Annotated in this window: 24 protein-coding genes and 1 riboswitch; of the genes, 12 read left to right on the top strand and 12 right to left on the bottom strand. The window is 72.7% G+C overall.

Annotated features, from left to right (window positions below):
* The first annotated feature begins 351 nt into the window (after positions 1–351).
* Complete coding sequence (locus AC060L_RS05530) at positions 352–1,845, top strand: MFS transporter (protein ID WP_483797336.1); 1,494 nt, start codon at positions 352–354, stop codon at positions 1,843–1,845.
* 25 nt (positions 1,846–1,870) lie between these two features.
* Here the strand turns inward: AC060L_RS05530 and AC060L_RS05535 are convergent, their stop codons facing one another.
* Both AC060L_RS05535 and aceB read right to left on the bottom strand, forming a co-directional pair.
* Entirely contained in the window at positions 1,871–2,251 is a 381-nt protein-coding gene (locus tag AC060L_RS05535) for an allophanate hydrolase-related protein (RefSeq protein ID WP_483797337.1), read from the bottom strand.
* Positions 2,252–2,345: 94 nt separating this feature from the next.
* Positions 2,346–3,998, bottom strand: a complete 1,653-nt coding sequence (gene aceB / locus AC060L_RS05540; protein ID WP_483797338.1) for a malate synthase A — start codon at positions 3,996–3,998, stop codon at positions 2,346–2,348.
* Between the two features lie 190 nt (positions 3,999–4,188).
* Between aceB and AC060L_RS05545 the strand changes: the two genes are divergently transcribed.
* Both AC060L_RS05545 and AC060L_RS05550 read left to right on the top strand, forming a co-directional pair.
* On the top strand, positions 4,189–4,986 hold the full coding sequence (locus AC060L_RS05545) for an IclR family transcriptional regulator (protein ID WP_483797339.1): 798 nt from the start codon (positions 4,189–4,191) through the stop codon (positions 4,984–4,986).
* Between the two features lie 35 nt (positions 4,987–5,021).
* Positions 5,022–5,498, top strand: coding sequence for a hypothetical protein (locus AC060L_RS05550; RefSeq protein ID WP_483797340.1), 477 nt, complete (start codon positions 5,022–5,024; stop codon positions 5,496–5,498).
* Between the two features lie 38 nt (positions 5,499–5,536).
* On the opposite strand, the gene AC060L_RS05555 is transcribed toward AC060L_RS05550, so the two are convergent.
* Positions 5,537–6,784 (bottom strand): glycoside hydrolase family 16 protein, encoded by a 1,248-nt coding sequence (locus tag AC060L_RS05555; RefSeq protein ID WP_483797341.1) that lies wholly within the window; start codon positions 6,782–6,784, stop codon positions 5,537–5,539.
* A 3-nt stretch (positions 6,785–6,787) separates the two neighbouring features.
* A riboswitch (cyclic di-AMP (ydaO/yuaA leader) is annotated at positions 6,788–6,964 on the bottom strand.
* Positions 6,965–7,236: 272 nt separating this feature from the next.
* Between AC060L_RS05555 and AC060L_RS05560 the strand changes: the two genes are divergently transcribed.
* Entirely contained in the window at positions 7,237–7,629 is a 393-nt protein-coding gene (locus tag AC060L_RS05560; RefSeq protein WP_483797342.1) for a guanyl-specific ribonuclease, read from the top strand.
* A 96-nt stretch (positions 7,630–7,725) separates the two neighbouring features.
* Here the strand turns inward: AC060L_RS05560 and AC060L_RS05565 are convergent, their stop codons facing one another.
* The 3 genes from AC060L_RS05565 to AC060L_RS05575 form a co-directional block, all read right to left on the bottom strand.
* Positions 7,726–8,559, bottom strand: a complete 834-nt coding sequence (locus AC060L_RS05565; protein ID WP_483797343.1) for a helix-turn-helix transcriptional regulator — start codon at positions 8,557–8,559, stop codon at positions 7,726–7,728.
* A 198-nt stretch (positions 8,560–8,757) separates the two neighbouring features.
* Positions 8,758–9,834 carry a class I SAM-dependent methyltransferase gene (locus AC060L_RS05570; RefSeq protein WP_483797344.1) on the bottom strand — a complete coding sequence of 359 codons (1,077 nt, stop codon included), beginning with the start codon at positions 9,832–9,834 and terminating at the stop codon, positions 8,758–8,760.
* A 127-nt stretch (positions 9,835–9,961) separates the two neighbouring features.
* Complete coding sequence (locus AC060L_RS05575) at positions 9,962–10,156, bottom strand: DUF1059 domain-containing protein (protein WP_483797345.1); 195 nt, start codon at positions 10,154–10,156, stop codon at positions 9,962–9,964.
* A 217-nt stretch (positions 10,157–10,373) separates the two neighbouring features.
* Here AC060L_RS05575 and AC060L_RS05580 point away from each other — a divergent pair, with 217 nt between their 5' ends.
* Complete coding sequence (locus AC060L_RS05580; RefSeq protein ID WP_483797346.1) at positions 10,374–10,709, top strand: MoaF-related domain-containing protein; 336 nt, start codon at positions 10,374–10,376, stop codon at positions 10,707–10,709.
* A 102-nt stretch (positions 10,710–10,811) separates the two neighbouring features.
* Here the strand turns inward: AC060L_RS05580 and AC060L_RS05585 are convergent, their stop codons facing one another.
* Positions 10,812–11,468, bottom strand: a complete 657-nt coding sequence (locus AC060L_RS05585) for a TetR family transcriptional regulator (RefSeq protein ID WP_483797347.1) — start codon at positions 11,466–11,468, stop codon at positions 10,812–10,814.
* A 195-nt stretch (positions 11,469–11,663) separates the two neighbouring features.
* Here AC060L_RS05585 and AC060L_RS05590 point away from each other — a divergent pair, with 195 nt between their 5' ends.
* Positions 11,664–12,428 carry an SDR family NAD(P)-dependent oxidoreductase gene (locus AC060L_RS05590; protein ID WP_483797348.1) on the top strand — a complete coding sequence of 255 codons (765 nt, stop codon included), beginning with the start codon at positions 11,664–11,666 and terminating at the stop codon, positions 12,426–12,428.
* 42 nt (positions 12,429–12,470) lie between these two features.
* On the opposite strand, the gene AC060L_RS05595 is transcribed toward AC060L_RS05590, so the two are convergent.
* From AC060L_RS05595 to AC060L_RS05605, 3 genes are all read right to left on the bottom strand, one after another.
* Positions 12,471–13,400 carry a phosphotriesterase family protein gene (locus AC060L_RS05595; RefSeq protein WP_483797349.1) on the bottom strand — a complete coding sequence of 310 codons (930 nt, stop codon included), beginning with the start codon at positions 13,398–13,400 and terminating at the stop codon, positions 12,471–12,473.
* Entirely contained in the window at positions 13,397–13,846 is a 450-nt protein-coding gene (locus tag AC060L_RS05600) for a carboxymuconolactone decarboxylase family protein (protein WP_483797350.1), read from the bottom strand. The genes AC060L_RS05595 and AC060L_RS05600 overlap by 4 nt, the downstream gene beginning before the upstream one ends.
* 74 nt (positions 13,847–13,920) lie before the next feature.
* Positions 13,921–14,520: a DUF4865 family protein gene (locus tag AC060L_RS05605; RefSeq protein ID WP_483797351.1), complete on the bottom strand. Its 600-nt coding sequence runs from the start codon at positions 14,518–14,520 to the stop codon at positions 13,921–13,923.
* 191 nt (positions 14,521–14,711) lie between these two features.
* Between AC060L_RS05605 and AC060L_RS05610 the strand changes: the two genes are divergently transcribed.
* The gene (locus AC060L_RS05610; protein WP_483797353.1) at positions 14,712–15,056 is read left to right on the top strand and encodes a tetratricopeptide repeat protein; all 345 of its coding nucleotides are present in this window, start codon (positions 14,712–14,714) and stop codon (positions 15,054–15,056) included.
* A gap of 136 nt (positions 15,057–15,192) precedes the next feature.
* Here AC060L_RS05610 and AC060L_RS05615 read toward each other — a convergent pair whose 3' ends face one another.
* Entirely contained in the window at positions 15,193–15,597 is a 405-nt protein-coding gene (locus AC060L_RS05615) for a nuclear transport factor 2 family protein (RefSeq protein ID WP_483797354.1), read from the bottom strand.
* 313 nt (positions 15,598–15,910) lie between these two features.
* Here AC060L_RS05615 and AC060L_RS05620 point away from each other — a divergent pair, with 313 nt between their 5' ends.
* Entirely contained in the window at positions 15,911–16,732 is an 822-nt protein-coding gene (locus AC060L_RS05620) for a hypothetical protein (protein WP_483797355.1), read from the top strand.
* 147 nt (positions 16,733–16,879) lie between these two features.
* Here the strand turns inward: AC060L_RS05620 and AC060L_RS05625 are convergent, their stop codons facing one another.
* Positions 16,880–17,620 carry an SDR family NAD(P)-dependent oxidoreductase gene (locus AC060L_RS05625; protein ID WP_483797356.1) on the bottom strand — a complete coding sequence of 247 codons (741 nt, stop codon included), beginning with the start codon at positions 17,618–17,620 and terminating at the stop codon, positions 16,880–16,882.
* Positions 17,621–17,742: 122 nt separating this feature from the next.
* Between AC060L_RS05625 and AC060L_RS05630 the strand changes: the two genes are divergently transcribed.
* From AC060L_RS05630 to AC060L_RS05645, 4 genes are all read left to right on the top strand, one after another.
* The gene (locus AC060L_RS05630; protein WP_483797357.1) at positions 17,743–18,393 is read left to right on the top strand and encodes a TetR/AcrR family transcriptional regulator; all 651 of its coding nucleotides are present in this window, start codon (positions 17,743–17,745) and stop codon (positions 18,391–18,393) included.
* A 286-nt stretch (positions 18,394–18,679) separates the two neighbouring features.
* A complete protein-coding gene (locus AC060L_RS05635) occupies positions 18,680–19,345 on the top strand; it encodes a hypothetical protein (RefSeq protein ID WP_483797358.1) in 666 nt (221 codons plus the stop codon).
* Position 19,346: 1 nt separating this feature from the next.
* The gene (locus tag AC060L_RS05640) at positions 19,347–21,062 is read left to right on the top strand and encodes a DNA polymerase Y family protein (protein ID WP_483797359.1); all 1,716 of its coding nucleotides are present in this window, start codon (positions 19,347–19,349) and stop codon (positions 21,060–21,062) included.
* A gap of 131 nt (positions 21,063–21,193) precedes the next feature.
* The gene (locus AC060L_RS05645) at positions 21,194–24,427 is read left to right on the top strand and encodes an error-prone DNA polymerase (protein WP_483797360.1); all 3,234 of its coding nucleotides are present in this window, start codon (positions 21,194–21,196) and stop codon (positions 24,425–24,427) included.
* Positions 24,428–24,429: the final 2 nt, after the last annotated feature.

Consider the following 24,429-nt stretch of genomic DNA (forward strand, 5'->3'; position numbering starts at 1 on the left):
TGACCGACTCGGTTCCGCACCGAGTGTTTCCACTATGCGGAATAATGCTTCTAGGATGCGAAAACCACGGTAGGTGGCGGCCCGCCAGGGCGTCAAGAGTTCCGCAGGGCCATCTTCAACAACTCGTTGAAGTCCCGGCCATTGGCGATCCCACCAGGAGCGAACGGCCACGCGGGCCCCGATTCGCACCGAACACACCATTCGCATACGGACCACATGGGCGGCGGCACCCGTAAGGGCCGAGCCGATCAGCCGGCGTGGAGCGCCTGCCCGGCTCCGGGCGCTTTAGCGGCTTGCTAGGCCGGCGCGGTAGACAGCTCAGTCCGCTTCTCTGCCCGCTGGAGCCCGCCCATGACAAGCCCTGCCCCGACATCCGACACCGCCGCCACCCCTGATCGAGGTTCAGGGGCCACGCTGACCGTCCTGGTCGGCGCGTATCTGATGATCGGCATCGACTCGACGGTGGTCAACGTCGCACTGCCCGCCCTGCAACGCCAGCTGCACTTCAGTGCGACCAGCCTGTCCTGGGTGCCCAACGCGTACTCGCTGACCTTCGGCGGCCTGCTGCTGCTCGGCAGCCGGCTCGGCGACCGGCTGGGCCGGCGGCGCACCTTCACCGTCGGCGTGCTGCTCTTCACGCTCGCCTCGCTGCTCGGCGGCCTGGCCGCCGGTGGCAGCTGGCTGCTGGCCGCCCGCGCGCTCCAGGGCGTGGGCGCGGCCCTCACCACGCCCAACGTGCTCGCGCTGATCGCCGTCAACTTCGCCGAGGGCGCGCCGCGCAACCGGGCGCTCAGCCTCTACTCGGCCACCGCCGGGATCGGCGCCTCGGTCGGCCTGGTCCTCGGCGGGCTGCTGACCAGCTGGTTCTCCTGGCGCTGGGCGCTGCTGATCAACGTCCCGGTGGGCCTGGCGGTGGCGTTCGCCGCTCCCCGGGTGATGGCCGAACCACCGCGCCACCCCGGCCGGTTCGACGCCGCCGGCGCACTCACCGGCACGCTCGGCATCAGCGCGCTGGTGTACGGGTTCCTGCAGGCCGGCGACCGCGGCTGGGGCGACGGGCGGACGCTGACCGCCTTCCTCGCCGCCGCGCTGCTGCTCGTGGCCTTCCTGCTGGTCGAACTGCGCACCAGCGAGCCGCTGTTGCCGCTGGAGCTGCTGCGCGACCGGGTGCGGGTCGGCGGGTACGTCAGCATGCTGCTGATCCCGGCCGGGATGCTGCCGGCCTTCTTCTTCCTGACGCTGTTCCTCCAGGACGTGCTCGGCTACAGCCCGCTGCGCACCGGCTTCGGCTTCCTGCCGCTGACGCTGTCGATGTTCGTCACCGTGCGCCTGCTGCCCCGGGTCCTGGCCCGTACCGGCACCCGTCCGATGCTGCTCACCGGCGCCACGCTGCTGATCCTGGCCAACCTGTGGCTCACCCGGCTGCCGGAGCACGGCAGTTACCTGGCCGCACTGTGCGGGCCGATGCTGCTGACCGGCGTCGGCGCGGGGCTCAGCTTCATGCCGATGAGCGTGCTGGTGCTGACCGGCGTCAGCCCCGCCCGCTCCGGCGCCGCGGCCGGCCTGATGCAGACGCTGCAGTGGAGCAGCGGCACGGTCGGCACCGCCGTACTGGTCTCGCTCTACGGCAGCGCCGCCCGGCACGGCTCAGGCAGCCCACTGCACCACCAAGTGCGCGGCCTGGACACGGCGTTCACCGGCAGCGCCACGATCATGGTGCTCGCGCTGCTGGTCGCCGCGGTGATGCTGCGCCCCGGGCCGAGCCGGGGCCGGTCGGACGGGCCCGCGGACGGGCCCCGGGAGACCGGAGCCCAGCCGGTCCCGGCCCAGCAAGTAGCTGCTTAGCCGATCCGGTTCAGCAGGTCCCGGTTCAGAAGGTGCGGCCGAGCGTGGCCAGGTAGGCGCGCCAGCCGCCGAACTCGGTGATCTCCTTGTGCACGCCGCGCTCCGACTCGCCGCGGGCGAGCAGCATCGAGAAGCAGGCGCTGCCGTCGGCGAGCCGGATGATGCCGAACTCCAGCTCCGGCGGCTCACCGGGCAGGATCACGTCGCGCAGCAGCTCCAGGCTCAGCTCGTAGAGCTCACCCTCGATGGCGGTGTCCACCGCCGGATCGGGCAGCAGGCCGGGGCAGACGTCGCCGATCGAGAAGAAGCGGTGGCCGGGCGCGGTGCGGACCTCGCCCAGGAACGGCGCGCCGGCGAGCAGCGGGTGGAACTCGCCGCCGCGCATCGCCTGGCCGTTGAGGAACATGCGGACCATGGTGCATAAGCCTTTCGTGGCAGGAAGCGCACGGTCCACCGGGGAGTGTTCGCCCCGGTGGACCGTACGAATCGGAGTGCGGTGCTCAGCCGAGGAGTGCGTAGCCTGGCAGCGTCAGGAAATCGACGAAGTCCTCGGCGAGCGCGACCTGCTCGAAGAGTTCGCGGGCCTCGGCCCACCGGCCGGCCGCGAAGACCTCGTCGCCCAACTCGGCCTTGACCGTGGCCAGTTCCTCGGCGATCAGGCGGCGGGTCAGCTCGGCGGTGGCCTTCTCGCCGGTGTCGGCGAGCACCACGCCGTTGTGGATCCACTGCCAGATCTGCGAGCGGGAGATCTCGGCGGTGGCCGCGTCCTCCATCATGTTGAAGATGCCGACCGCGCCCAGACCGCGCAGCCAGGCCTCGCAGTACCGCAGACCGACGGCGACCGCGTTCTGCAGCCCGGCCTCGGTGCAGGAGCCGCCGGAGCCGGCGATGTCGAGCAGCTGGGCCGCCGTCACCTGCTCGGCCGAGCCGGGGTTCTCCTTCTGGTTCGGCCGGTCACCGAGCACCGCGTCGAAGGACGCCCGGGCGACCGGGACGAGGTCCGGGTGCGCCACCCAGGAGCCGTCGAAGCCGCCCGCGGCCTCGCGGTCCTTGTCCGCCTTGACCTTCTCCAGCGCGGCCGCGTTGACCGCGGCGTCCTTGCGGCTGGGGATGAACGCGGCCATGCCGCCGATCGCGTGGGCGCCGCGCCGGTGGCAGGTCTGCACCAGCAGCCGGGCGTAGGCGGCCATGAACGGCGAGGTCATGCCCACGCTGTTGCGGTCGGGCAGGATGTACTGCTCGCCGGCGTCGCGGAAGTTCTTGACGATCGAGAAGAGGTAGTCCCAGCGGCCGGCGTTGAGCCCGGCGGCGTGGTCGCGCAGCTCGTAGAGGATCTCCTCCATCTCGAACGCGGCGGTGATCGTCTCGATCAGCACGGTGGCCCGGATGGTGCCGTGCGCGATGCCGAGTTGGCGCTGGGCGTAGGTGAAGACCTCGTTCCAGAGCCGGGCCTCCAGGTGGCTCTCGGTCTTCGGGAGGTAGAAGTACGGCCCCGAGTTGGGGTCCTCGGCGCCCTTGGCGAGCAGCCGCTTCGCGTTGTGGAAGAAGTAGAGGCCGAAGTCGAAGAACGCGCCGGCCACCGGTACGCCGTCCACCATCAGGTGGCTCTCGTCCAGGTGCCAGCCGCGCGGGCGGACCACGACGGTGGCGAGCTCGGCCGCGGGCTTGAGCTTGTAGTGCTTACCCTGCTCCGAGGTGAAGTCGATCCGGCCCTCGTACGCGTCGATCAGGTTGATCTGACCGGAGACCACCGAGTGCCAGGTCGGGGACGTCGCGTCCTCGAAGTCGGCCAGCCAGACCTTGGCACCGGAGTTGAGCGCGTTCACCACCATCTTGCGGTCGGTCGGTCCGGTGATCTCGACCCGGCGGTCCTGGAGCGCTCGCGGCGCCGGAGCGACCTGCCAGTCCGCGGCGCGGATCTCGGCGGTCTCGGCGAGGAAATCGAGCGTTCCGGCCTGGGCGACCTCCACCCGGCGGGCCGTGCGGCGGGCGAGCAGCTCCTGCCGACGGCCGTCGAACGTCCGATGGAGACCGACCACGAACGCGACCGCCTCGGGAGTGAGCACCTCCTCCGCACGGGCGACGCGCGGACCGGCGACAGTGACGACCGGAGCGGCGGAGGTGACGCCGGCAGATCCCTGGTCTGTGGCCATGGGCAGGACACTCCTTGGACGGTTGAGCCAATGTAGGGAGCCCCGGTGGAGGCTTCCCTCGATACGACCCACCTACGGTGGCAGTTCGATTCTGTAAGGTGGAGACTAGTTTCCGCGATACAGAATTTCAACGGTTTGTTGAGTGGATCGCTGGGACTCTACTCCTCCCCCGAGAGCAAAGGGAACGCCGGTGGCCAGCACCCCCGACGCAGCTTCGACAGCACCAGAGCGCGCCGCCCCCGGCGGCGTGCAGTCGGTCGAGCGCGCCTTCCAGCTCCTGGAGGCGCTCGCCGACTCGAACGGGATCGCCACCCTCAGTGAGCTCTCCAGCACCTCGGGCCTGCCGATGCCGACCATCCACCGGCTGGTTCGTACCCTCGCACAGCAGGGATATGTCCGCCAGGACACCGCGCGCCGGTACACACTCGGCCCGCGGCTGATCCGGCTCGGCGAGACCGCGGGCCGGCTGCTCGGCAGCTGGGCCCGTCCGTACCTGGCCGAGCTGATGGAGGCCACCGGCGAGACGGCCAACCTGGCGGTACTGGAGGGCGGCGAGGTGGTCTACGTCGGGCAGGTGCAGTCGCGCCGCTCGATGCGGATGTTCACCGAGGTCGGCCGCCGGGTGCAGCCGCACTGCACCGGCGTCGGCAAGGCACTGCTGGCCCAGCTGCCCGAGGACGAGGCGCGCGCGGTGCTCGGCCCGAACCCGCTGCCCGCGCACACCGAGTTCACCGTCACCGACCCGGACGCGCTGCTCAGCCAGCTGGCCGCCGCGCGCGAGGCCGGCTACGTGGTGGACGACCAGGAGCAGGAGATCGGCGTGCGCTGCATCGCGGTCGCCGTCCCCGGCGCGCCGACGCCGACCGCGCTCTCGGTCTCCGGCCCCGAGGCGCGGATCCGGGCGCTGGAGGAGCAGAGCGGCGGCGCGGCGCTGGTGCCGGTGATGCGCCAGATCGCCGAACGGCTGGGCGCGGTCCTGGCGCCCTGATGCCGGGTGACCGGCCTCGTACGTAAAGTGACGGCATGCGACCACTGCTCGTCCCGCTGCTGCTCACGCCCGTGCTGACCGCCGCCCTGCTCGGCGCGGCGGCTGACCCGGCGGCCGCCCCGGCGGTCGCTCAGGCCGACCTCGCCGTGGTGCCGATGGACCCCGCCCCGGCGCCGCCCGGCGGCAGCACCACGGTGCACGGGTTCGTCGCGAACGAGGGGTCGGCGACCGCCGGCGCGTTCACCGTCGTGGTCCGGCTGCCAGTCGGTGCGACGGCGGTGGGGCCGTACTTCCCGGCCGGCTGCACGGCGAACGCGACCGCCTCGGTGGTCCGCTGCCCGTTCCCGGCGGGCCTGCGGGCGCAGCGCTCGGCGACCGCGACGGTGCCGGTGCGGATCGCCGCCACCGCGCGCGGGACGCTGGCGGGCGGGCGGGTGAGCGTGGAAAGCACCGGAGACCCGAATCCGGCGAACCACAGCGCGCCATTCGTGATTCGGGTCTCCGGGACCTGATCGTCAGATGATCCTCAGGCGATCGTCGCCGGTAGCTGTCAGCGGTAGACGCGCACGTAGTCCGCGGCGAAGCTGATCGGGGCGGTGCCGGTCGGGGCCGGGTGGTACTCGCCGGCGCTGATCGACAGGTTGAGGATCAGGTACGCCGACCAGTTGGCGCCCACGCCGGTGTTGTCGGAGAAGACCTTGACGCCGTTGACGTAGTAGTCCACCGAGTTGGCGCCGTAGTACGTGCCGATGGTCACCCACTGGCCGGGCTTCACCGCGTTCGCGTCGGTGTAGTACTTCTGCGCGGGGTTGACGTGGTTGGTCAGCTCCAGCAGGTTCGGGTTGTCCGGGTGGTACTCGAACGAGTCGATCTCGCCGTTGCCGTTCGACCAGGTCCACAGCGCCGGCCAGGCACCGGCCGTGCCCGGCAGCTGCACCCGGGTCTCGGCGTAGTCGCCGGTCTTGACCTTGAAGCCCTCGCTGGTGCCCTCGGTGGTCAGGAACCCGGTGGTCCAGGCCTGCTTGCCGTTCTCCAGGGTGTGGCTGCTCGGCTGGGCGGTGAAGGTGGCGACACCGTTCGCGACCGAGACGTCGGACGGGTCGAGCCAGTCCAGCTTGTTGTCGTTCGGGTTGTGGTTGCCGTACTGGTACGCGGTGCTGCTGCTGGTGTTCCAGCGGGCGCTGTTCAGCGGGCCGTTGAACTCGTCCGACCAGGTCAGCGACTTGCCGGCGACCGGCGCTGCGGGGGCGGCGGGGGACGTGGACGGGCTGGTGCTCGGCGTCGGGGCCGGCGCGGGGGCCGGGGTGACGGTGGGCGTCGAGGTCGGCGTCGGGGCGGGCGCCGGGGTCGGCGTCTGCGTCTGCGTCTGCGCCGGGGCGACGGTCAGCGTGTGGGCCGGCAGGTTGTGCCAGGTACCCGCCTGGTCCTGGTAGTAGCCGAACATGCTGTACGACCCGGTCGCGAAGGTCCGCGCGCCGGTGGTCAGCGACACCCCGCCCGGGCAGAGCTGCACGTTGCTCCGCGAGCCGGGGAAGTCCAGGTTGTCGCCGGCCGCGTCGCGCACGCCGACACCCAGCGACCTCACGGTGAAGCAGGAGCCGGAGTGCACGGTCAGTGCGGCGGTGGTGGCCGCTCCGGTGGTCGCGGTGCCGGGCGTCAGCCGGTCCTGGGTGACGCTGGGCGTCGTGGGCGCGGAGGTGCGGGCCCAGGCGGGCACCTGGCCGACGATCGGGACGGCGACCAGCGCGAGGGCGCCGGCGACGACGCCGAGGCGGACGGGGGTGGCGGAAGAGATCATGAGCGGTCCTCTTGCGACGCCTGCGAGGTGAGCTGTCGGGTTCGGGCCGCAAGTGGCCCGGCCGCCGGGAAGGCACGGCTTCACCCCAAGCCGTGACCGCGCGTGACGGGCAGACGCGTCAGCGGGGTCGCAGCACTACCGTGGGTCCCCCGCTCCTGCCCGGTGCGGTGCTCTGGTTCCGGACGACGGGCGGGCAGGACTCGGCGCCCCGGCGGTCGGGCTCGCCGTGGGGGGGCGAGCGACCTGCAGGTTAGGCAGATCAGAAGATCAATCACAATGTCAGACGACTCACACCAATTCACCCGTAACGGCTCACGGCGGACGTCCGGCATGCTCCCAGTCAGCGCACAGCAAACACTCAGACCACGTGACAGTTACATGGACATGAAGACTCGCCGAGTACCCCCGTGGCACCTTCTCAGCCGCCCTGATGCGGCCTCAGACTGCTTGCCATGCACACTCTTCTACGCGCGTTGAAGTCGCGTACCGCGTCCGTTCTCACCGTCGGCCTGATCTCGCTGGCCCCGATCGCGCTCACCGCCACCGACGCGCACGCCGACGTCAGCGGCAACGTCTGCCAGAGCACGCTGCCGAGCCAGGCGGACGACACGCTCAACCTGATCGCCCAGGGCGGCCCGTTCCCGTACTCCCAGGACGGCGAGACCTTCCAGAACCGCGAGGGCGTGCTGCCCAGCGAGCCGGACGGCTACTACCAGGAGTACACGGTCGTCACGCCGGGCGCCCGGACCCGTGGCACCCGCCGGATCATCACCGGCCAGGACGGCTCGGACTACTACACGTCCGACCACTACTCCACGTTCTACCTGGTCGACTTCAGCTGCTGAAACGGGCCTGACCTGGCCTGATCGCGGCCTGATCGCGGCCTGATCGCGGCCTGATCGCGGTCCGATCGCGGTCCGATCGACGATGCCGGTCCGCTCTCAGAGCGGCCGGCGAGACCCACCGACTGCCCCCGGACGCACGCCGACCGGGGGCAGTCGGCCTGCCGCCTGCCAGACCACCGCCGCCTCCACCCGGCTGTGCACCCGGAGCTTGGCGTAGGCGTGCTCCAGGTGCTTGTCCACGGTGCGCGGCGAGACCGCCAGCCGCCGCCCGATCTGACGGTCGGTCAGCCCGCCGGCGAGCAGGTCGAGCACCGCGGCCTCGCGCGCGGTCAACCGTGCGGCCAGCTCGGCGGGCAGTTGGGCGGACAGCCGGGCGGACAGCTCCGCGGGCACCCGCACCGGCGGCGCCAGCCGGTCCAGCGCGTGGCCCAGCCGGGCCCGCAGCAGCGTGGCCGCCTCCAGGTCGGCGTCCGCGAAGTCGCCGGCGGAGCGGTTCACGATCAGCGCGACGGTGCGCCGCCGGGTGCCCGACCAGCCGGCCGGGAAGGCCATCCCCAGCTGGTACTGCGCGTCCACCGCGCGCAGCACCGCGTTGTACGTGCCGAGCCGGTGGTAGTCGGTGAGGCTCTGCAGGTCGGAGCGGCGCAGCGGGACGCCGGGCCCGGTGATGTCGGTGTGCCGGAAGAACGGGTCCTCGGGCGCGTACCGGTAGAAGCCGGCCTCCGCCTCCGGGCTGTACAGGTTCACCGGCGTGTGCCTCGGGAAGCGTGCGAGCGTGGTCCGGGTGGACCAGGTGAGCGAGTCCCCCGGCACCGCGCGGAGCAGCAGCGGCAGCAGCGCCGGGAGGAGCGTCTCCTCGTCGACGGCATCGAGCAGCAGGTCGATCACGGCGCAGACACGCCGCAACCCGGCCTCCCCGGACGGAGCCACTCTTGGAGCGTGCTCCGTCCAGGGGGCCGGGTCAAGCCGGGCCCCGACAAACCCGGCTCCGGCGGCCGCCCGGCCCAAGCGAGGCGGACTGCGGTGACAGGTGGACTCTGGACTGCGGGCTACGGACTGCGGACTGCGGACTGCGGGCTGCGGGCTGCGGGCTGCGGAGGCGGCCGCCGTTCAGCGGCTCGTCGCCCTTCAGCGGCTCGCCGCGTAGACCCGGTTGACCGGGCTCTCGGCCGCCAGCCGCCAGTGGTGCAGCCCGGCGTCGTCGGCGAGGTGGCGCATGGCGTCCTCACCGGCGTGGTTACCCATCGCCATCGGGCCGTGCTGGGCCAGCGCGGAGGGCAGGCAGATCGCGACGCTGGCGGAGACCACCGCACGCCCGATCGGATTGGCGTTCTCCCGGACGTCGGCCGAGACGTTCGGCTCGACGATCATGCACGCGCCCTCGTCGGCCAGCGCCTCCTGGGCGTGCCGCAGCGCACTGCCCGGGTCGCCCATGTCGTGCAGGCAGTCGAAGAAGGTGATCAGGTCGTAACCGTCGCCCGGGAAGTCCTGCGCGGTGGCCACCTCGAAGGTCACCTGCTCGGACATGCCCTGCTCGGCCGCGATACTGCGGGCCGCGTCGATCGACGGCGCGTGGAAGTCGAAGCCGTGGAACCGGGAGGTGGGGTAGGCCTTGGCCATCAGCATGGTCGAGTAGCCGTAGCCACAGCCCACGTCGGCCACCTCGGCGCCGTCCCGCAGCTTGCGCTCGGTGCCGTTCATGGCCGGGATCCACTCCGGGACCAGCGCACCGGTGTAACCCGGGCGGAAGAACTTGGCGGTGCCGGCGAAGAGCGCGTTGCTGTGCTCCTCCCAGCCGACCCCGTGCCCGGTGCGGAACGCCTCCATCAGCGTGTCCTCGGTGCCGTAGAGCGCCTGCATCATCGTGAAGAAGCCGGCCGCGTAGGTCGGCGCCTCGGGGTTGGCCAGCACCGCGGCGTGCTCGTCCGGCAGCAGGTAGGTGTCGCCGTCCGCCTGGTACTGGACGTACTCGCCCGCCACCTGCGCGGCCAGCCACTCGCGCAGGTACCGCTCCTGCAGGCCGGTCCGCTCGGCGAGCGTGGCCGCCGTCATCGGGCCGGCGCCGGCCATCGCGGTGTACAGGCCCAGCCGGTCACCCAGCGAGGTGCAGAGCCCCGACACGGCCGCACCGGCGTCGGTCACCACCCGGCCCAGGAACTCCATCACCTTGTCCTCGTCCAACCCGGTCCCCTGACCGCCGGCCATGGCTCCCACCTCCTCGCTGTGCGTTCCCTCCCAGTGCAGCAGAACGCCCGCGCCCCGGGCCATACGGTGAATCCCGTACGTCCCGGGGGCGCGGCTTGACCCGTGGGGGCGAATACGCCCAACCCGCTCAGGTGTGCTGCAGGACCAGCTCGTCCTTGAGGCCGCTCCTGATCATGTCCCGCAGTTCCTTGCCGTCCTGGTGGCCGTGCACCGAGACGGCGTGCTCGGCCGCCGCACGGACGACCTCTTCCTCGGTACCGGAGATGCAGAGCGTGCAGTTCGTGTCACTCGGCATGTCCCGGCAGTCGACGACCTTGCGCATGTCGGCCTCCCGACTCGCCGTGGCACCGCGTCCGCCGGCGGGCCACCCGCTGGCCCGAGGACCGACGTGCGGCAGCACGCGCGTGTCGCGTGACCATTGTCCCTCCGTGACGCGGGTCGGATAGCTTTGGGAGCGCACCGGATCGCCCGACCGACCTGGCGGGGCGGTGCGGACCGCTCCAGAGCAGATCAGACCGGAAACGAGGACATTCGCGAGCATGACCGAGACCCCCGCCCTGCCGGGCTTCGCCGGCCGCACGTACCTCTTCCAGGTCGACAACGGCGCCGCGTTCCGCAACGCGTATTCGGCCGACGGCACCCGGCTGCGCTGGGAGGGCCTGGGCGAGTCCGCCGGACAGTGGGACGACGTGGCACTGCACGTCGCGCTGGTCGCGCCGCAGGTCTACTTCGTCAGCTGGACCGAGAAGAGCGGCCTGACGGTCAGCCATGTGATGGATCTCGGCGCGCTGACCGTTCGCGTGTTCTGGACGTACGAGGGCGAGGGCGGCCGGGTCGGCGAGCTGCACACGGGCACGCTGGAGCCGCTGGCCTGACGGTGCGTGCGACGGCGGTGACCCCGAGGCTGCGTCTGACGTCTGACGTCTGACGCAGCCTCGGCCTGACGCGGCCTCGGACCTGTCTGCTCGTCGCTGCGCTCAGCGGCTCTCCTCGCGTGCGCCGTCCCAGAGCCGCAGACCCGCCGTCAGCTCCCGGACGCAGCGTGCCGCCAGCCGGCCGGGCGAGTCCGGGCCGGTGGTCGGCGCCGGGCCGCCCGGGACCGCGGCGGCCGCCCACTGCTCCAGCGCCACCCGGATCGCGGCCGTCGCGGCGGCCGCGGCCAGCCGGACCTCCAAGGGGTCCGCCGCCGGACCGCAGCGCTCGGCGAGCACCCGGGCCAGCTCGTCCTCCGAATCACGGTGCACCGACTGCCAGACGGCCCGCAGCCCGGGGTCGGTGAGCAGCGCGATGGTCCAGTTCAGCGCCTCGGCACCCGCCGCGTCGGCGGGGGTGAGCGCCTCCACCGCGGCATGTTCCAGCGCCTGCGGCACCGCCAGATCGGCCGGTGCCGCGGCTATGAGTGCCGTCCAGCGCCGGCCGCCGGCCGCGAGCAGCGGGGCGACCGCCTCCTCCTTGGTGCGGAAGTAGCGGTAGAAGGTGCGCGGTGCGATGCCCGCCGCGCGGGCGACGTCCTCGGCCGTGGTGGCCTCCGCCCCTTGCTCGGCGAAGAGCGCGGCGGCCGCGGTGGCGATCTCCAGCAGGGTCTCGGCCCGCCTGCGCTCGGCGAGGGAGGGGCGGTCGGCGCGGTCTGTCATGCCCCCAAGCTACGTGCCCCCGGGATGCGTGTCACATTCTGCCTAGGTGGCACACTGTGCCACCTAGGCGTACGGTGGATGGCGCGTTCCCCTCCGGGGCCCCTCTGCGGCCACCCGTACCGCGGCGGCCTCGCCACCGGCGGCACGCGCCCACCGGCCGTCGTCACGAACGGTCTTCACGAACGGAGCACCACCATGCAGCGATTCACCGACCGCCGAGTCCTGATCACCGGCGGCGGCTCCGGCATCGGCCAGGCCACCGTGCACCGGATCCTCGCCGAGGGCGGTCGGGTCGTCACGGTCGACGTCAACGAGGCCGGCCTGGCCGCCACCGCCGAGCGGGCCGCCGCCGCGGGCACCGCGGACCGGCTGACCACCGCCGTGCTGGACATCTCCGACGAGACCTCGGTGCGCACCGGCACCGCCGCGGCGATCGAACGGCTCGGCGGGCTCGACGTCCTGGTCAACGCGGCCGGCATCCTGCGCTCCTCGCACACCCACGAGACCAGCCTGGACTTCTGGAACCTGCTGCTCAGGGTCAACCTGACCGGCACCTTCCTGATGACCCGCGAGGCGCTGCCCGCGCTGCTCGCCGACCGGCCCGGCGTGGTGGTCAACTTCAGCTCCACCTCGGCGAGTTTCGCCCACCCGTACATGGCCGCGTACGCCGCGACCAAGGGCGGTATCCAGTCCTTCACACACGCCATCGCGCAGGAGTACAGCAAGCAGGGCCTGCGCGCGGTCTGCGTGGCGCCCGGCAGCATCGACAGCGGCATGACCAACAACCCGGGCCTGCCGGCCGACACCGACTTCAGCCTGCTCGCCAAGCTGGCCCCGGCGCTTGGTCAGGGCTTCGCCGGCCCGGACGCGGTGGCCGGTGTGATCGCGATGCTGGCGAGCGAGGACGGCTCGTTCATCACCGGCACCGAGATCCGGATCGACGGCGGCACGCACATGTGAGGCTCCGTCAGATTGCCTCCGCCGGACCGTCGGCACCGGCCTTCAGGGCGTCCGCCACTGTGCCGCAAAGGCGCGGGAGGGGTTCTGACGGTAGATCAAATCGGCTTGTTCATCGCCCAGTTCGCGGATGATCCGCGGGCGCAGGCCGGTCAGCAGGAACGGCATCCCCGGACCGCCGCCGGTCGCCGCGCGGGCGGCGGCGGTCACGGTGTCGCCGCCGAGCAGCAGGCGCTCGGCGTGGCCGGCCCCGGCGAGCGCCGCGAGCACGTCCAGCAGCCGCCAGTCGGTGGCGTGGTGCGTGCGGGACGGGCCGTCGAATGCCAAGTAGGCTCCAGAAGTCGCGAGTTCGCGGTGCAGGCGCTGATCGGGGAAACGGTTGAGGTGCCCGAGGATCACGCTCTGCGGCGGCACTTCGAGCCGCTCGCAGAGCAGCTCCAGCACCTCCAGGCCGGCGGTTCCCTGCTCGTGGTGGATGGCGATCGGCGCGCCGGTCGCGTGGTGGGCGGCAGCGGCGGCGGTCATGGTGCGCCTGGCGTGCGCGTCGAGGCCGTGGAAGCCGCCGGCCACCTTGATCAGGCCGGCCCGGACCCCGGAGCCGCGGATTCCCTCGGTGAGCTCCCTGACGAAGAGTTCGGCGAGATCCTCCCCCGGCAGCTCGCCGGGACCATAGTGGATCGACTGGTGCAGGCCGGTCGCGGCCACCAGGTGCACGCCGGAGCCGCGCGAGAGCCCGGGCAGGTCGGCGGCGCGGCGGCCCATCCCGTACGGCGTCCACTGGACCACCGCCTGCCCGCCGGCCGCGTGGAACAGCGCGAGCTCGGCTGCCGCGGCGGCGGGATCGTCCAGCTCCTGACCCGGCAACTGCGGGCTGCGGATGAAGAGATGGTCGTGCGCATCGGTGACGCCGAGCTCGGCGGGGTCGAGCGGGCCGAGCACGGTGCGCACGGTGGCGGTGGTGGCGGTGCCGCTCATTCGGCACCGTCCTCGGTCGCCAGTTCGGCGAAGGTGGCCGCCGCCACGCGCAGCGCGGCCAGCGCCTTCGGCGTGCCGATGTACGGCGCGAGGTGGACGAAGACCTCGACCACCTGGTGCTGCGTCAGGCCGACCCGCAGGCTGCTGCGGATGTGCCCGGCCAGCTGCGGATCCACCCCGCCGAGTGTGGCGAGCGCAGCCAGGTTGACCAGTTGGCGCTCGCTCGGCTCCAGGCCCGGGCGCTGGTAGGTGCCACCGAAGAGGCTGGTGACGATCCAGTCCGGGAACCCCGGGGCGATCGCCTCCAGTGCGGGCAGCGCGGCCGCCTGCGTGGCGCGGTCCTGGTATTCGTCGAGCAGCCGGTAGCCGGCTGCGCGGTCCACGGTCGCCGTGGTCAGGCCGTTCGGGCTGTTCAGATCGTTCGGGTCGTTCGGGTCGTTCGACACGGTTTCTGCTCCCCTCGTTGAAGTCGGACGCGTTGAAGTCGGACGGTCGGGTGCGGCCGGCCCGCCACCGCCGGTCACCAGTGCCGCCCGCGCGGCACCTCGTCGAGCTCCGGGCGGGACAGGTGCAGCACCTGGTACCGCTCCCCGGCGGTCGGCGGAGCCTCGTGCGCCCAGAGCGTGAAGGTCAACAGCTCCCAGCGGGCGGTGTCGATGGCGAGCGCGACCGAGTGCAGGCCCGGCTCGTCCTGCGGCAGCTCCGCCAGCGCCCGCTCGACGGCCTCGGCCGGCGGGAGGTCGAACGGGACGGACTCGATCCGCCGGGCAGCCGAGGTGACCGAGGCAGCCGGGGCGCCTGCTGCAGCCTGGTACGCCGGCCCTTGCCGGTACGCGAGCCCGAGCCAGCGGCGGACCTCCGGGCGGCCGAAGTCCGCGCTCAGCCCGGCGAACCCCGGCCCCCAGAGGAAGCGGTTCGCCGCCTCGTCGGAGCGCCAGAGGTAGAACGGCGCGTACTGGTTGACGGAGGAGCCGGCCAGTCCGCGCTCGCGGATCAGATAGGCCTTGAGTCCGAGCCCGGGAAAGCCGTCGAGCAGATGACCCCGCTCCGCCACCCGGCGGCGGATGATCCCCATGTCGTAGTCGGCCGGCAGCGTGATCTCGTACTGCATCGCCTGCACTGTTTCGCCCTCCCGTCGCGTCGGCCTCTCCCTGCACCTGACTGTACATACTAGTAGGTACAGACGACAAGATCTTGTCCACGGATCGGACCGGACCATGGACAGGGACATGTAAAAACGGAATAGTAGGACCGGAATAGTTGAAACTTCATGCGCTGTTGTCCGGGACGGCACCGAGAAAGGAGCACACCGTGACCACTCACACCCCCGACGGCACTCTCTCCCCCGCCGAGGAGTACGCCCGGGCCCAGCTGTTCTTCGACTCCAAGGCCTACGCGGACGCCGCGCTGATCCTGGCCCCGCTGGTCACCGAGGACCCGGCCAACCTCTCCGCCCGTCTGCTGCTCGCGCGCAGCTACTACCACTCCGCGCAGCTGACCCGGGCGGCCACCGAGCTGCGCCGGATCCTGGAGCAGGACCCCGCCGAGAGCTACGCGCACCTCATGCTCGGCCGCACCCTGGAGCGCCAGGGCCACGCCGTCGAGGCCCGTCCGCACCTGCGCCTGGCCGCCGCGATGACCGACACCGCCGCCTGACCGCACTGACCGCCCGCACTGCCCGACGCCTGCTGCCCGACCCCGCCGCCCGATTCGCCGGCACCCGTGAGCGCCGCCCGCCCGCACCCCCACGCGGGCGGGCGGCTCGGTGCAGGGGCCACCCCGTCCCGGCGGGTCAGCCCGCGGCGATACTCCTGCCCGGCATCGGCTCCGCGAGTGCCGCCCGCCACTCAGGCGCACCGAAGGCGTCCCCGAAGTACTGCGTCTCGTGCACCACGTACCCGTCGGCGAATTCCATCGTGCTCACCGAGTAGCTGGGCACGCCGTCGTACGTGATCACACACTCGCTCACCCACAGATCGCCGCTGCCGACGATCCGCTGCACGGCGAAGTGCCGACTGGCCGGGTGCCCGCCACGCTGCGCCGAGATCGTCGCGCGGCCCCGGAAGCGCTCACCCGACTGGGGGTAGTCGAGGATCGCGTCCGCAGCGTAGATGGCGTGCTCGGCTTCGGTGTCCCCACGCTCCGACGCCCGCCAGTGTTCCTCGATCGCGGCCCTGTTCCGGGTATCGGGATCCATCGCCTTGTCCCTTCTGCGGGCGGCCGGGGGCCGGGCCAGGGCCTGGGACCGCTTCGAGGCTTCGAGACTTCCGCCCAGGACACCGGGCCACCGAACGCAACGGGCAACGCTGCCAGCCTAGCCAGACGCCTGGCGCGGCGCGCGGCGCCCCCATGGCCGAACGCGCGCACTTGCCGGAGTGGGGGCGGGGTGGCGCAGCGGATGAGCCAAAATGAATGTGAATCTGACGATCATTCATATCGCTTGCTAGCCTCACGCTCGAACTCGTACCTGTGCTCGATGCATCCCCATCCGACCAGAGGAGCGTGTGTCCATGAGCGGCCTCAAGCTGCTGCTACGCCGAGTCCTCCCGCTCGCCGTCGCCGCCGCGCTGGCGTTCTTCGCCTTCATCGTGCCCGGCGCGGCGAACGCGCAGGCCGCGACGCCGAACACGGCATCGACGGTGTGCGCCAACCAGTCCGTCCCGTCGGGTTACATCGTCACCGCCGTGTCCCCGACCAACGCGTGCCAGGGCTACCTGCTGTACACGATCGCGCTGCCCAGCAACGGCGCGAAGCTGTGCACCGTCGGAGTCCCCGTGCCGTACCCGTACGTCATCATCGCCGGTACCACCACCGCCCAGCCGCAGTGTGACAACCAGTTCGAAACACAGACGATCACCCAGGTCTACAACGGCATCGTGGTCTGCTTCGGCGGCACGCTGCCCTCCCCCTACGTGATCACCAACATCTCCACCGGCAACAGCGGTGGGTGCGGTGGCCAGGCGATGACCCTGCAGCAGGAGACCCCCGGCATCACGGCCTGCCAGCTCACCATCAAGTGGAACAACTACGTGGCCGTCTCCGACGGCACCGGCGGCCCCTGCGCGGGCTACGGGACCGAGGTGCTGACCCCGGTGTACAACGGCATCGTCGCCTGCGGCGTCGGCGCCGGCCCGGCCCCGACCGGCTACGTGATCACCCACGTCTGGAGCAGCTACGGCGGCTGCGGCCAGTACGAGGGGCTCCAGTACAACACCCCCTACAGCGGCATCGTCGCCTGCTCCAACACGACCGTGCCGGCCGGCTGGATCATCAGCTCCTACACGAACCAGAGCATCTGCAGCCCGTTCGAAGGCGAGATCCTGGTCCCCTGACCCAGTTGCTACGGCCGCAGCCGTCGCCGCCCAGCGCGGTGGCGGCTGCGGCCGTAGGCGTGATCGGCGGCTTCCCGGAACCCCGCCGCGCCCTGACCCGGCACCCACGGCCCGCCATTGAGGAGCGCGGGCCCGGTGCAGGTGGGTTCACACCGCGGCGCGGCCGCCGTCGACGGGCAGGACCACGCCCTGGACGAAGGAGGCCTGGTCGCCGGCGAGGTAGGCGACCGCGGCGGCGATCTCGGACGGGTCCGCGACGCGAGCGGCGGGGGCCTGGGAGGCGAGCTGGTCCAGGCCCTCACCCATGGGAGCGGTCCCTTCGGTGCGGACGGGGCCGGGGGCGACGGCGTTGACGCGCACGCCCTGCGGGCCGAACTCCGCCGCCCAGGACTTCGTCAGCAGGTTCACGGCCGCCTTGGTCGATCCGTACAGCGCCATGCCCGGCATGCCGAAGCCGGCGACCATGGTGGACACGCTCACCACCGCGCCGCCTCCGCGCTCGGCCATGGCCGGGGCCAGGGCCGCCGTCAGGAAGTACGGGGCCCTGACGTTGACCGCGTACATGGCGTCGAAGTCGGCCTCGGTAGTGGCCGCGGTGGGGCCGAACGCGCTCAGGCCGGCGTTGTTGACCAGGATGTCCACGTGGCCGCCGGTCTCCGTGGCGCGGTGGGCCAAGTCCCGGGCGGAGTCGGCGTCGCGCAGGTCGGCGGGCAGGAAGTCCGCCTTGCCGCCCTCGGTGCGGATGGCGGTCACGGTCTCGGCGCCGCGCTCCGCATTGCGCCCGGAGACCAGGACGTGGGCGCCGCGGGCGGCCAGGGTCCGGGCGATGGCGCGGCCGATGCCGCTGGTCGAGCCGGTCACCAGGGCGACCTTGCCGGAGAACTCCATGACGAACCTCCAGAGAAGGAGAGCCTCGGGGCTCCGGCCGGAGCCCCGGATTGGCTTGCGCGATCCACTATTCGCCGAAAAAAATGGACTGTCCAATCCAAAAATGGGCGTACGGTGGAGCCATGACGACGCACACGGCGCACACGGCTTCGAAGCCCCGAAAGCTGACACCCAAAGGCGAGCAGACCCGCCTGCGGATCGTCGCCGCAGCGGCGCAGCTGATGTTCGACCGGGGCGTCGCCGGCACCACGATGGAAGACGTCAAGGCGGCCTCCGGGGCCAGCAGCTCGCAGCTCTACCACTACTTCGCCGACAAGCAGGCCCTGATCATGGACGTGATCGCCTACCAGGACGAGCGCGTCGTCGGCGACCAGGAGCCGATGCTCGCCCGCCTGGACACCATCGACGGGCTGCGCGCCTGGTGCGACTTCATCGTTCAGCACCAACTCGACCTCGAATGCCGCGGAGGCTGCCCGATCGGCTCGCTCGGCAGCGAACTCGCCGAGGTCGACCCCGCCGCCCGGGCCGCCGTGTCGGGCTCCTTCCTGCGGTGGGAGTCCGGCATCCGCAACGGCCTGCGCGCCATGCACGAGCGCGGCGAGCTGACCGCGGATCCCGAGGACCTGGCGCTGACCGTCCTGGCGGCCCTCCAGGGAGGACTGCTCCTCACCCAGATCCACCGCGATGTCCGCGCCCTGCGGGTCACCCTCGACGCGATGATCGACCACGTTCAGGCCCGCACCACAGCAGCCACCCCGCCGCGGCTGGGCTGAGCTCAACACGAGTTTTTTCGCCATCCGACGCGCCCGGTCACACGACCGCACCCCCGCCGCCGAGGCGGTCGGTGACAACTGGCGCGTTCCGTCACAGCAGGTAATCGCTCACTCGTTCTATTCTGGCTTGAATATTTACGAACGAATGTTCGATCCTGGAGCCATGGCAACCCCCGTCCTTCTCCCCCCGTCGCGACCGACGCCGCCGTCGTCGCGACCGTCGCCGTCCCCGTCGCCGGCTTCGCCCTCGGCGGGGCGGCGGGCTGGCGTGCTGCCGGAGGGTGGCGTGCGACGGGGGACGGCGGTGGCGGTGCAGGGTGATGCGGGGCTGCTGCTGGCGCTGGCGGCGGGCGTCGCGGACGGCTGGTTCGCGGCGGTGGGGCTGCCGGAGCTCGGGCTGCTCGCGGCCAGTGGGTACGGGATCGATCCGGGGCGGCTGCTGCTCGCGGACGCGCCGGGGCGGCAGTGGCCGGAGGTGGTGGCGGCGCTGGCGGGGGCGGTGGAGGTGATCCTGCTGCGGCCGTCCGGGCCGGTGGCGCCGCAGCTGGCGGCGCGGCTGGGGGCGGTGCTGCGGCGGACCGGGTGCGTGCTGGTGGTGGCCGGGGAGTGGCCCGGGGCCGAGTTGCGGCTGGGCGTGCGGGAGAGCCGGTGGGTCGGGCTCGGGGACGGGCACGGGCTGCTGGCCGGACGGCAGGCCGAGGTGGTCGTGACGGGCCGCGGGGCGGCGGCGCGCGGGCGGACCGTACGGCTGTGGCTGCCGGACGCCCAGGGGGCGGTCCGGGCCGTGACGGCCCAGGAGGAGGAGAGCAAGAACAGGGACGAGAACGAAGGCGGGAGCGGGAGCGGGCTGGAGTACGCAGGGGACGGTGCGCTCGCACCCGCCGCTGCCGGGGTGGGGTTCGGCGTGGAGCCGGACGGCGCGGTGGGGCGGGGGCGGCTGACGGCGGTGTGACGTGACTGCCGTCGACAAGGAGGAAGCCGGTCGGGTGGCCGACCGGGAGGCGCTGCGGGTGCTGGCCGTCTGGTACCCGGACTGGCCGATCGTCGCCATCGGCGGGGTGGCCGGGCCTGACGCCGCCGTGGCCGTGGTCGAGGGCGGCCGGGTGCTCGCCTGTTCGAACGCGGCTCGGGCGGCGGGTGTGCGGCGCGGCCAGCCGCTGCGGCTGGCGCACCGGCTCTGTCCCGAGCTGCGGCTGCGCGAGCGGGATCCGGCCGCCGAGGCCGAGCGGTTCGAGCCCGTGCTGGCCGCCGTCGAGGCGTTCACGCCGCGGGTGGAGGTGCTGCGGCCCGGACTCTGTGCGATCCGGGTGAAGGGGCCCGGCCGGTACTTCGGCGGCGAGCAGGCGCTGGCCGCCGCCGTCGCCGAGGCGCTGGCGGAGCTCGGCGCGGAGCGCGGACCGGTCGGCCAGGCGGCTCGCGCGACGGACTGGGGCGGCGAGGTCGACGGGAAGGGCGGCGGCGGGGTCGGGTCGGTCGGGCAGACGGCGGAGGCAGCACCGCAGGAGGCAACGGCCCCGGAGGCCGGTACCGCTCCCCGGGTCGGCATCGCGGACGGTGTCTTCGCCGCCGTCCTCGCCGCTCGGGCCGGCACGGCCGGCGTGCTGGTCCCGGCCGGCCGGACCGCCGAGTTCCTCGCGCCCTACCCGGTCGCGGCGCTGGAGGACGAAGCACTGGCCGGGCTGCTGGTGCGGCTCGGGATACCGACGCTGGGCGACTTCGCCCGGCTGCCGGGCGGCACGGTCGCCGACCGGTTCGGTCCGGCCGGCCGGACCGCCCATCGGCTGGCCCGCGGCCTGGAAGCCCGGCCGGCGGCCGGGCGGCCACCGGGTCCGGACCTGGCGGTGGAGCAGCTCTTCGACCCACCCGAGCTGCTCGCCGAGCCGCTGGTCTTCGTCGGCCGGGCCCTGGCCGAGCAGTTGCACGCGGTGCTGGCCGGCGCGGGGCTGGCCTGCCGTCGGGTGGCGGTCGAGGTGCGCTGCGCGGACGGCACCACGGCGTCCCGGCTCTGGCAGCACGAAGGGCGGCTCTCCGCGCCGGCCCTGGCCGAACGGGTGCGCTGGCAGTTGCAGGCCTGGCAGGGGTCCGGGTTCCTCGGCCCGGAGGCCGGCGGCTTCACCGCGCTGCGCCTGGTGCCGGACGAACTGGTGGCCGACCAGGGCCGGCAACTGGCGCTCTGGGGACAGGCGGTGGTGGAGGACCGGGTGGAGCGGGCGGCGGCCCGGGTGCAGGCGCTGCTGGGGTACGGCGGGCTGAGCCGGGTGGAACGGGTCGGCGGGCGCGGTCCGGACGAGGTGCTGGTCAGGGTGCCCTGGGGCGAGCATCCGCCGCCGGCCGCCGACCGGGACGCGCCCTGGCCCGGCCGGTTCGGCCACCCCGCGCCCGGCTGGGTCCCGCCGGCGCCGCTGCCGGTGGAGCTGCTGGATGTGTACGGCAGCCCGGTGGAGGTGACCGGACGGGCCGAGGTCTCCGCACCGCCGGACCGGCTGGTGCTGGACGGGCGGAGCACGGCGGTGACCGGCTGGGCCGGGCCGTGGCCCGCGGTCGAGCAGTGGTGGGACCAGGACCGGGCCCGCCGCCGGGCCCGCTGCCAGGTCGTGCTCGCCGACGGCCGGGCGCTGCTGCTCGTGCTGGAGGGCGGGCGGTGGGCGGTGGAGGCCGCCTATGCCTGACGGATGACAGATCTCGGATCTCAGATAACAGATGACAGATTTCGTTATCTGTCATCTGTTATCTGAGATCCGCCGATCTTCGACGACCCACCGATACCGAACCGAACAGGAAAGCCGGAGCCGAGAGCACCATGGGATTCAGCAGCAGACCCGAGCTCCCCTGGAACGAGCTGCGCCGCCGGATGGACGGCCGGCGGATGGACGGCCGACCGCACGACGAAGCCGCGCCACGGCCCGGCGACGACGCGCCCCGGCCGGGCGAGGTCGTCCGGTTGCCGGTCGCGGGGCCCACCACCCCCCAACCGCCCTGGGCCGAACTGCACGTGCACTCCGCGTTCAGCTTCCTGGACGGCGCCGACGAGCCCGAGGGCCTGGTCGAGGAGGCCCTGCGGCTCGGCCTGGAAACGCTCGCGATCACCGACCACGACGGCCTGTACGGGGTGGTCAGGCTCGCCAAGGCGGCCGAGGGCACCGGCCTGCGCACGGTGTTCGGCGCCGAGCTCGGACTGCCCGGCGCACCCGGCCTGCGGGACGAGCACCTGCTGGTGCTGGCCCGCTCCCCGGCCGGCTACCGCCGGCTCTCCGCCGCGATCGCCGCCGCCCAGCTGGCCGGCCAGGGCAAGGGGCGCCCGGCGTACACGTTCGAGCGGCTCGCCGAGGCGCACGGCGGCGAGTGGGCGGTGCTCACCGGCTGCCGCAACGGACGGGTGCCGCGCGCCCTGGCCGAGCGCGGACCGGACGCCGCACTGCGCGAACTGCGCCTGCTCAGCGAGGCGTTCGGCCCGGAGAACGTCTTCGTCGAGCTGATCGACCACCGCCTGCCCGGGGACGACCCGCGCAACGACGCGCTGGCGGAGCTCGCCGGGCGGGCCGGGCTCGCCGTGGTCGCCTCCAACAACGTGCACCACGCCTCGCCCGCCCAGGGGCGGCTGGCCCAGGGGCTGGCCGCGCTGCAGGCCCGCAAGACCCTTCGGCAGGCGGCCGGTTGGACCAGGGCGGCGGGCACGGCGCACCTGCGCTCGGGTGACGAGATGGCGCAGCGGCTGGCCCGGTTCCCCGGTGCGCGCCAGGCCACCGCCCGGCTCGGCCGCGACTGCTCGTTCGAATTCCGTTCGCTGGAACCGCAGTTGCCAGGGTTCCCGGTGCCCCCCGGCCACACCGAGATCAGCCACCTGCGCGAGCTGACCTGGCAGGGCGCGGCCCGGCGGTTCGGTCCGGGCCACCCGGAGCAGGACAGGGCGCAGCAGCAGGTCGCCAAGGAGCTGGCGGTCATCGAAGAGCTCGGACTGGCGGGCTACTTCCTCATCGTGCACGACCTGGTGGAGTACTGCCGGCAGGCGGACATCTGGTGCCAGGGCCGCGGCTCGGCCGCCAACTCGGCGGTCTGCTACGCGCTGGGCATCACGGCCGTCGATCCGATCAGCTACCGACTGCTCTTCGAGCGCTTCCTCAGCATGGAACGGGACGGCCCGCCGGACATCGACCTGGACATCGAGCACCGCCGCCGCGAGGAGGTGATCCAGTACGTCTACCGGCGCTACGGCCGCGAGCACGCGGCCCAGGTGGCCAACGTGATCACCTACCGCCCCCGCCTCGCACTGCGCGACGCGGCCCGGGTGCTCGGCTATCCGATGGACCAGGTGAACGCCTTCTCCCGGCAGGTCGACTTCCACGGGCCGCCCCGCGAGGATGCCGTGATCCCGTCCGACGTGCTCGACCTCGGGCGCCAACTGCACGGCCTGCCGCGGCATCTGGGCATCCACTCGGGCGGCATGGTGCTGACCCGGGAGCCGATCGGGGAGATCTGCCCGACCGAGTGGGCCCGGATGCCGGGACGCTCGGTGCTGCAGTGGGACAAGGAGTCCACCGCCGGCGCCAAGCTGGTCAAGATCGACCTGCTCGGCCTGGGCATGCTCTCCGCGCTGCACGACGCCTGCGACCTGGTGGCCGCGCACCACGGCCGCCGGCTCGACCTCGCGAGCATCCCGAAGGAGGACCCGAAGGTCTACGAGATGCTCTGCCGGGCCGACACGGTCGGCGTGTTCCAGGTCGAGTCGCGGGCCCAGATGTCCACGCTGCCCCGGCTGAAGCCACGCGAGTTCTACGACCTGGTGGTGGAGGTCGCGCTGATCCGGCCGGGGCCGATCCAGGGCGGCTCGGTCCACCCGTACCTGCGGCGGCGGGCCGGGGAGGAGCCGGCCCACTGCCCGCACCCGCTGATGGAACCGGCCCTCGGCAAGACCCTCGGGGTGCCGCTGTTCCAGGAGCAGATGATGCAACTGGCCATCGACTGCGCCGGGTTCACCGGCGCCGAGGCCGACCGGCTGCGCCAGGCGATGGGTGCCAAGCGCTCACACCAGCGGGTGGCCGAGCTGCGCGGCCGGCTGCTGGCCGGAATGGCCGAGCGCGGGATCGCGCCCGAGATCGCCGAGGACGTCTGCACCAAGATCGAGGCGTTCTCCAACTACGGCTTCCCGGAGAGCCATTCGATCAGTTTCGCCTTTCTGGTGTACGCCAGCGCCTGGCTCAAGTACCACTATCCGGCGGCCTTCACCTGTGCCCTGCTGGCCAACCAGCCGATGGGCTTCTACTCCCCGCTCAGCCTGATCTCCGACGCCCGCCGGCACGGCGTGACGGTGCACGCGGTGGACGCCAACGCCAGCTCGGCCGGGCCGACCCTGGAGGGGCCGCCGGACAGCCCGGCGATCCGGCTCGGCCTGTCCACCGTGCGCGGCCTGGGCGAGGAGCCGGCGCAGGCGGTCGCGGCCGGGCAGCCGTACCGCGATCTGGAGGACTTCGCGCACCGCACCGGCCTGTCCGCACCCGTGCTGGAGGCGCTCGCCACCGCCGGGGCGTTCCGCTGCTTCGGTCTGACCCGGCGCCAGGCGCTGTGGGCCGCGGGGATGCTGGCGACCGCCGGCGCCGGCCTGCTGCCCGGCACCACGCCGGGGACGGCGGCGCCCGAGCTGCCCGCGATGACGCCGGTCGAGGAGACCATCGCCGATCTGTGGGCCACCGGCGCCTCGGCAACCAGCCACCCGGTCGAGCACGTCCGCCCGTCCCTGGCGCACATCGGCGCGCTCTGCGCCGCCGACCTGCCGGGTGTCGCGCACGGCAGTCCGGTGATCGTCGGCGGATTGGTGACACACCGTCAGCGGCCGCCGACGGCCGGCGGGGTGCTCTTCCTCAGCCTGGAGGACGAGACCGGGCTGATCAACGTGGTCTGCAGCCGGCCGGTCTGGGAGGTGCACCGCCGCACCGCGCTGGACCGGGCCGGCCTGCTGGTGCACGGCCGGATCGAACGCGACCGGGGGGCCACCAACCTGGTCGCGACCCGGCTCGCGCCGCTGCGGATCGCGATCTGATC

The organism is Kitasatospora sp. NEAU-69 (assembly GCF_057158765.1).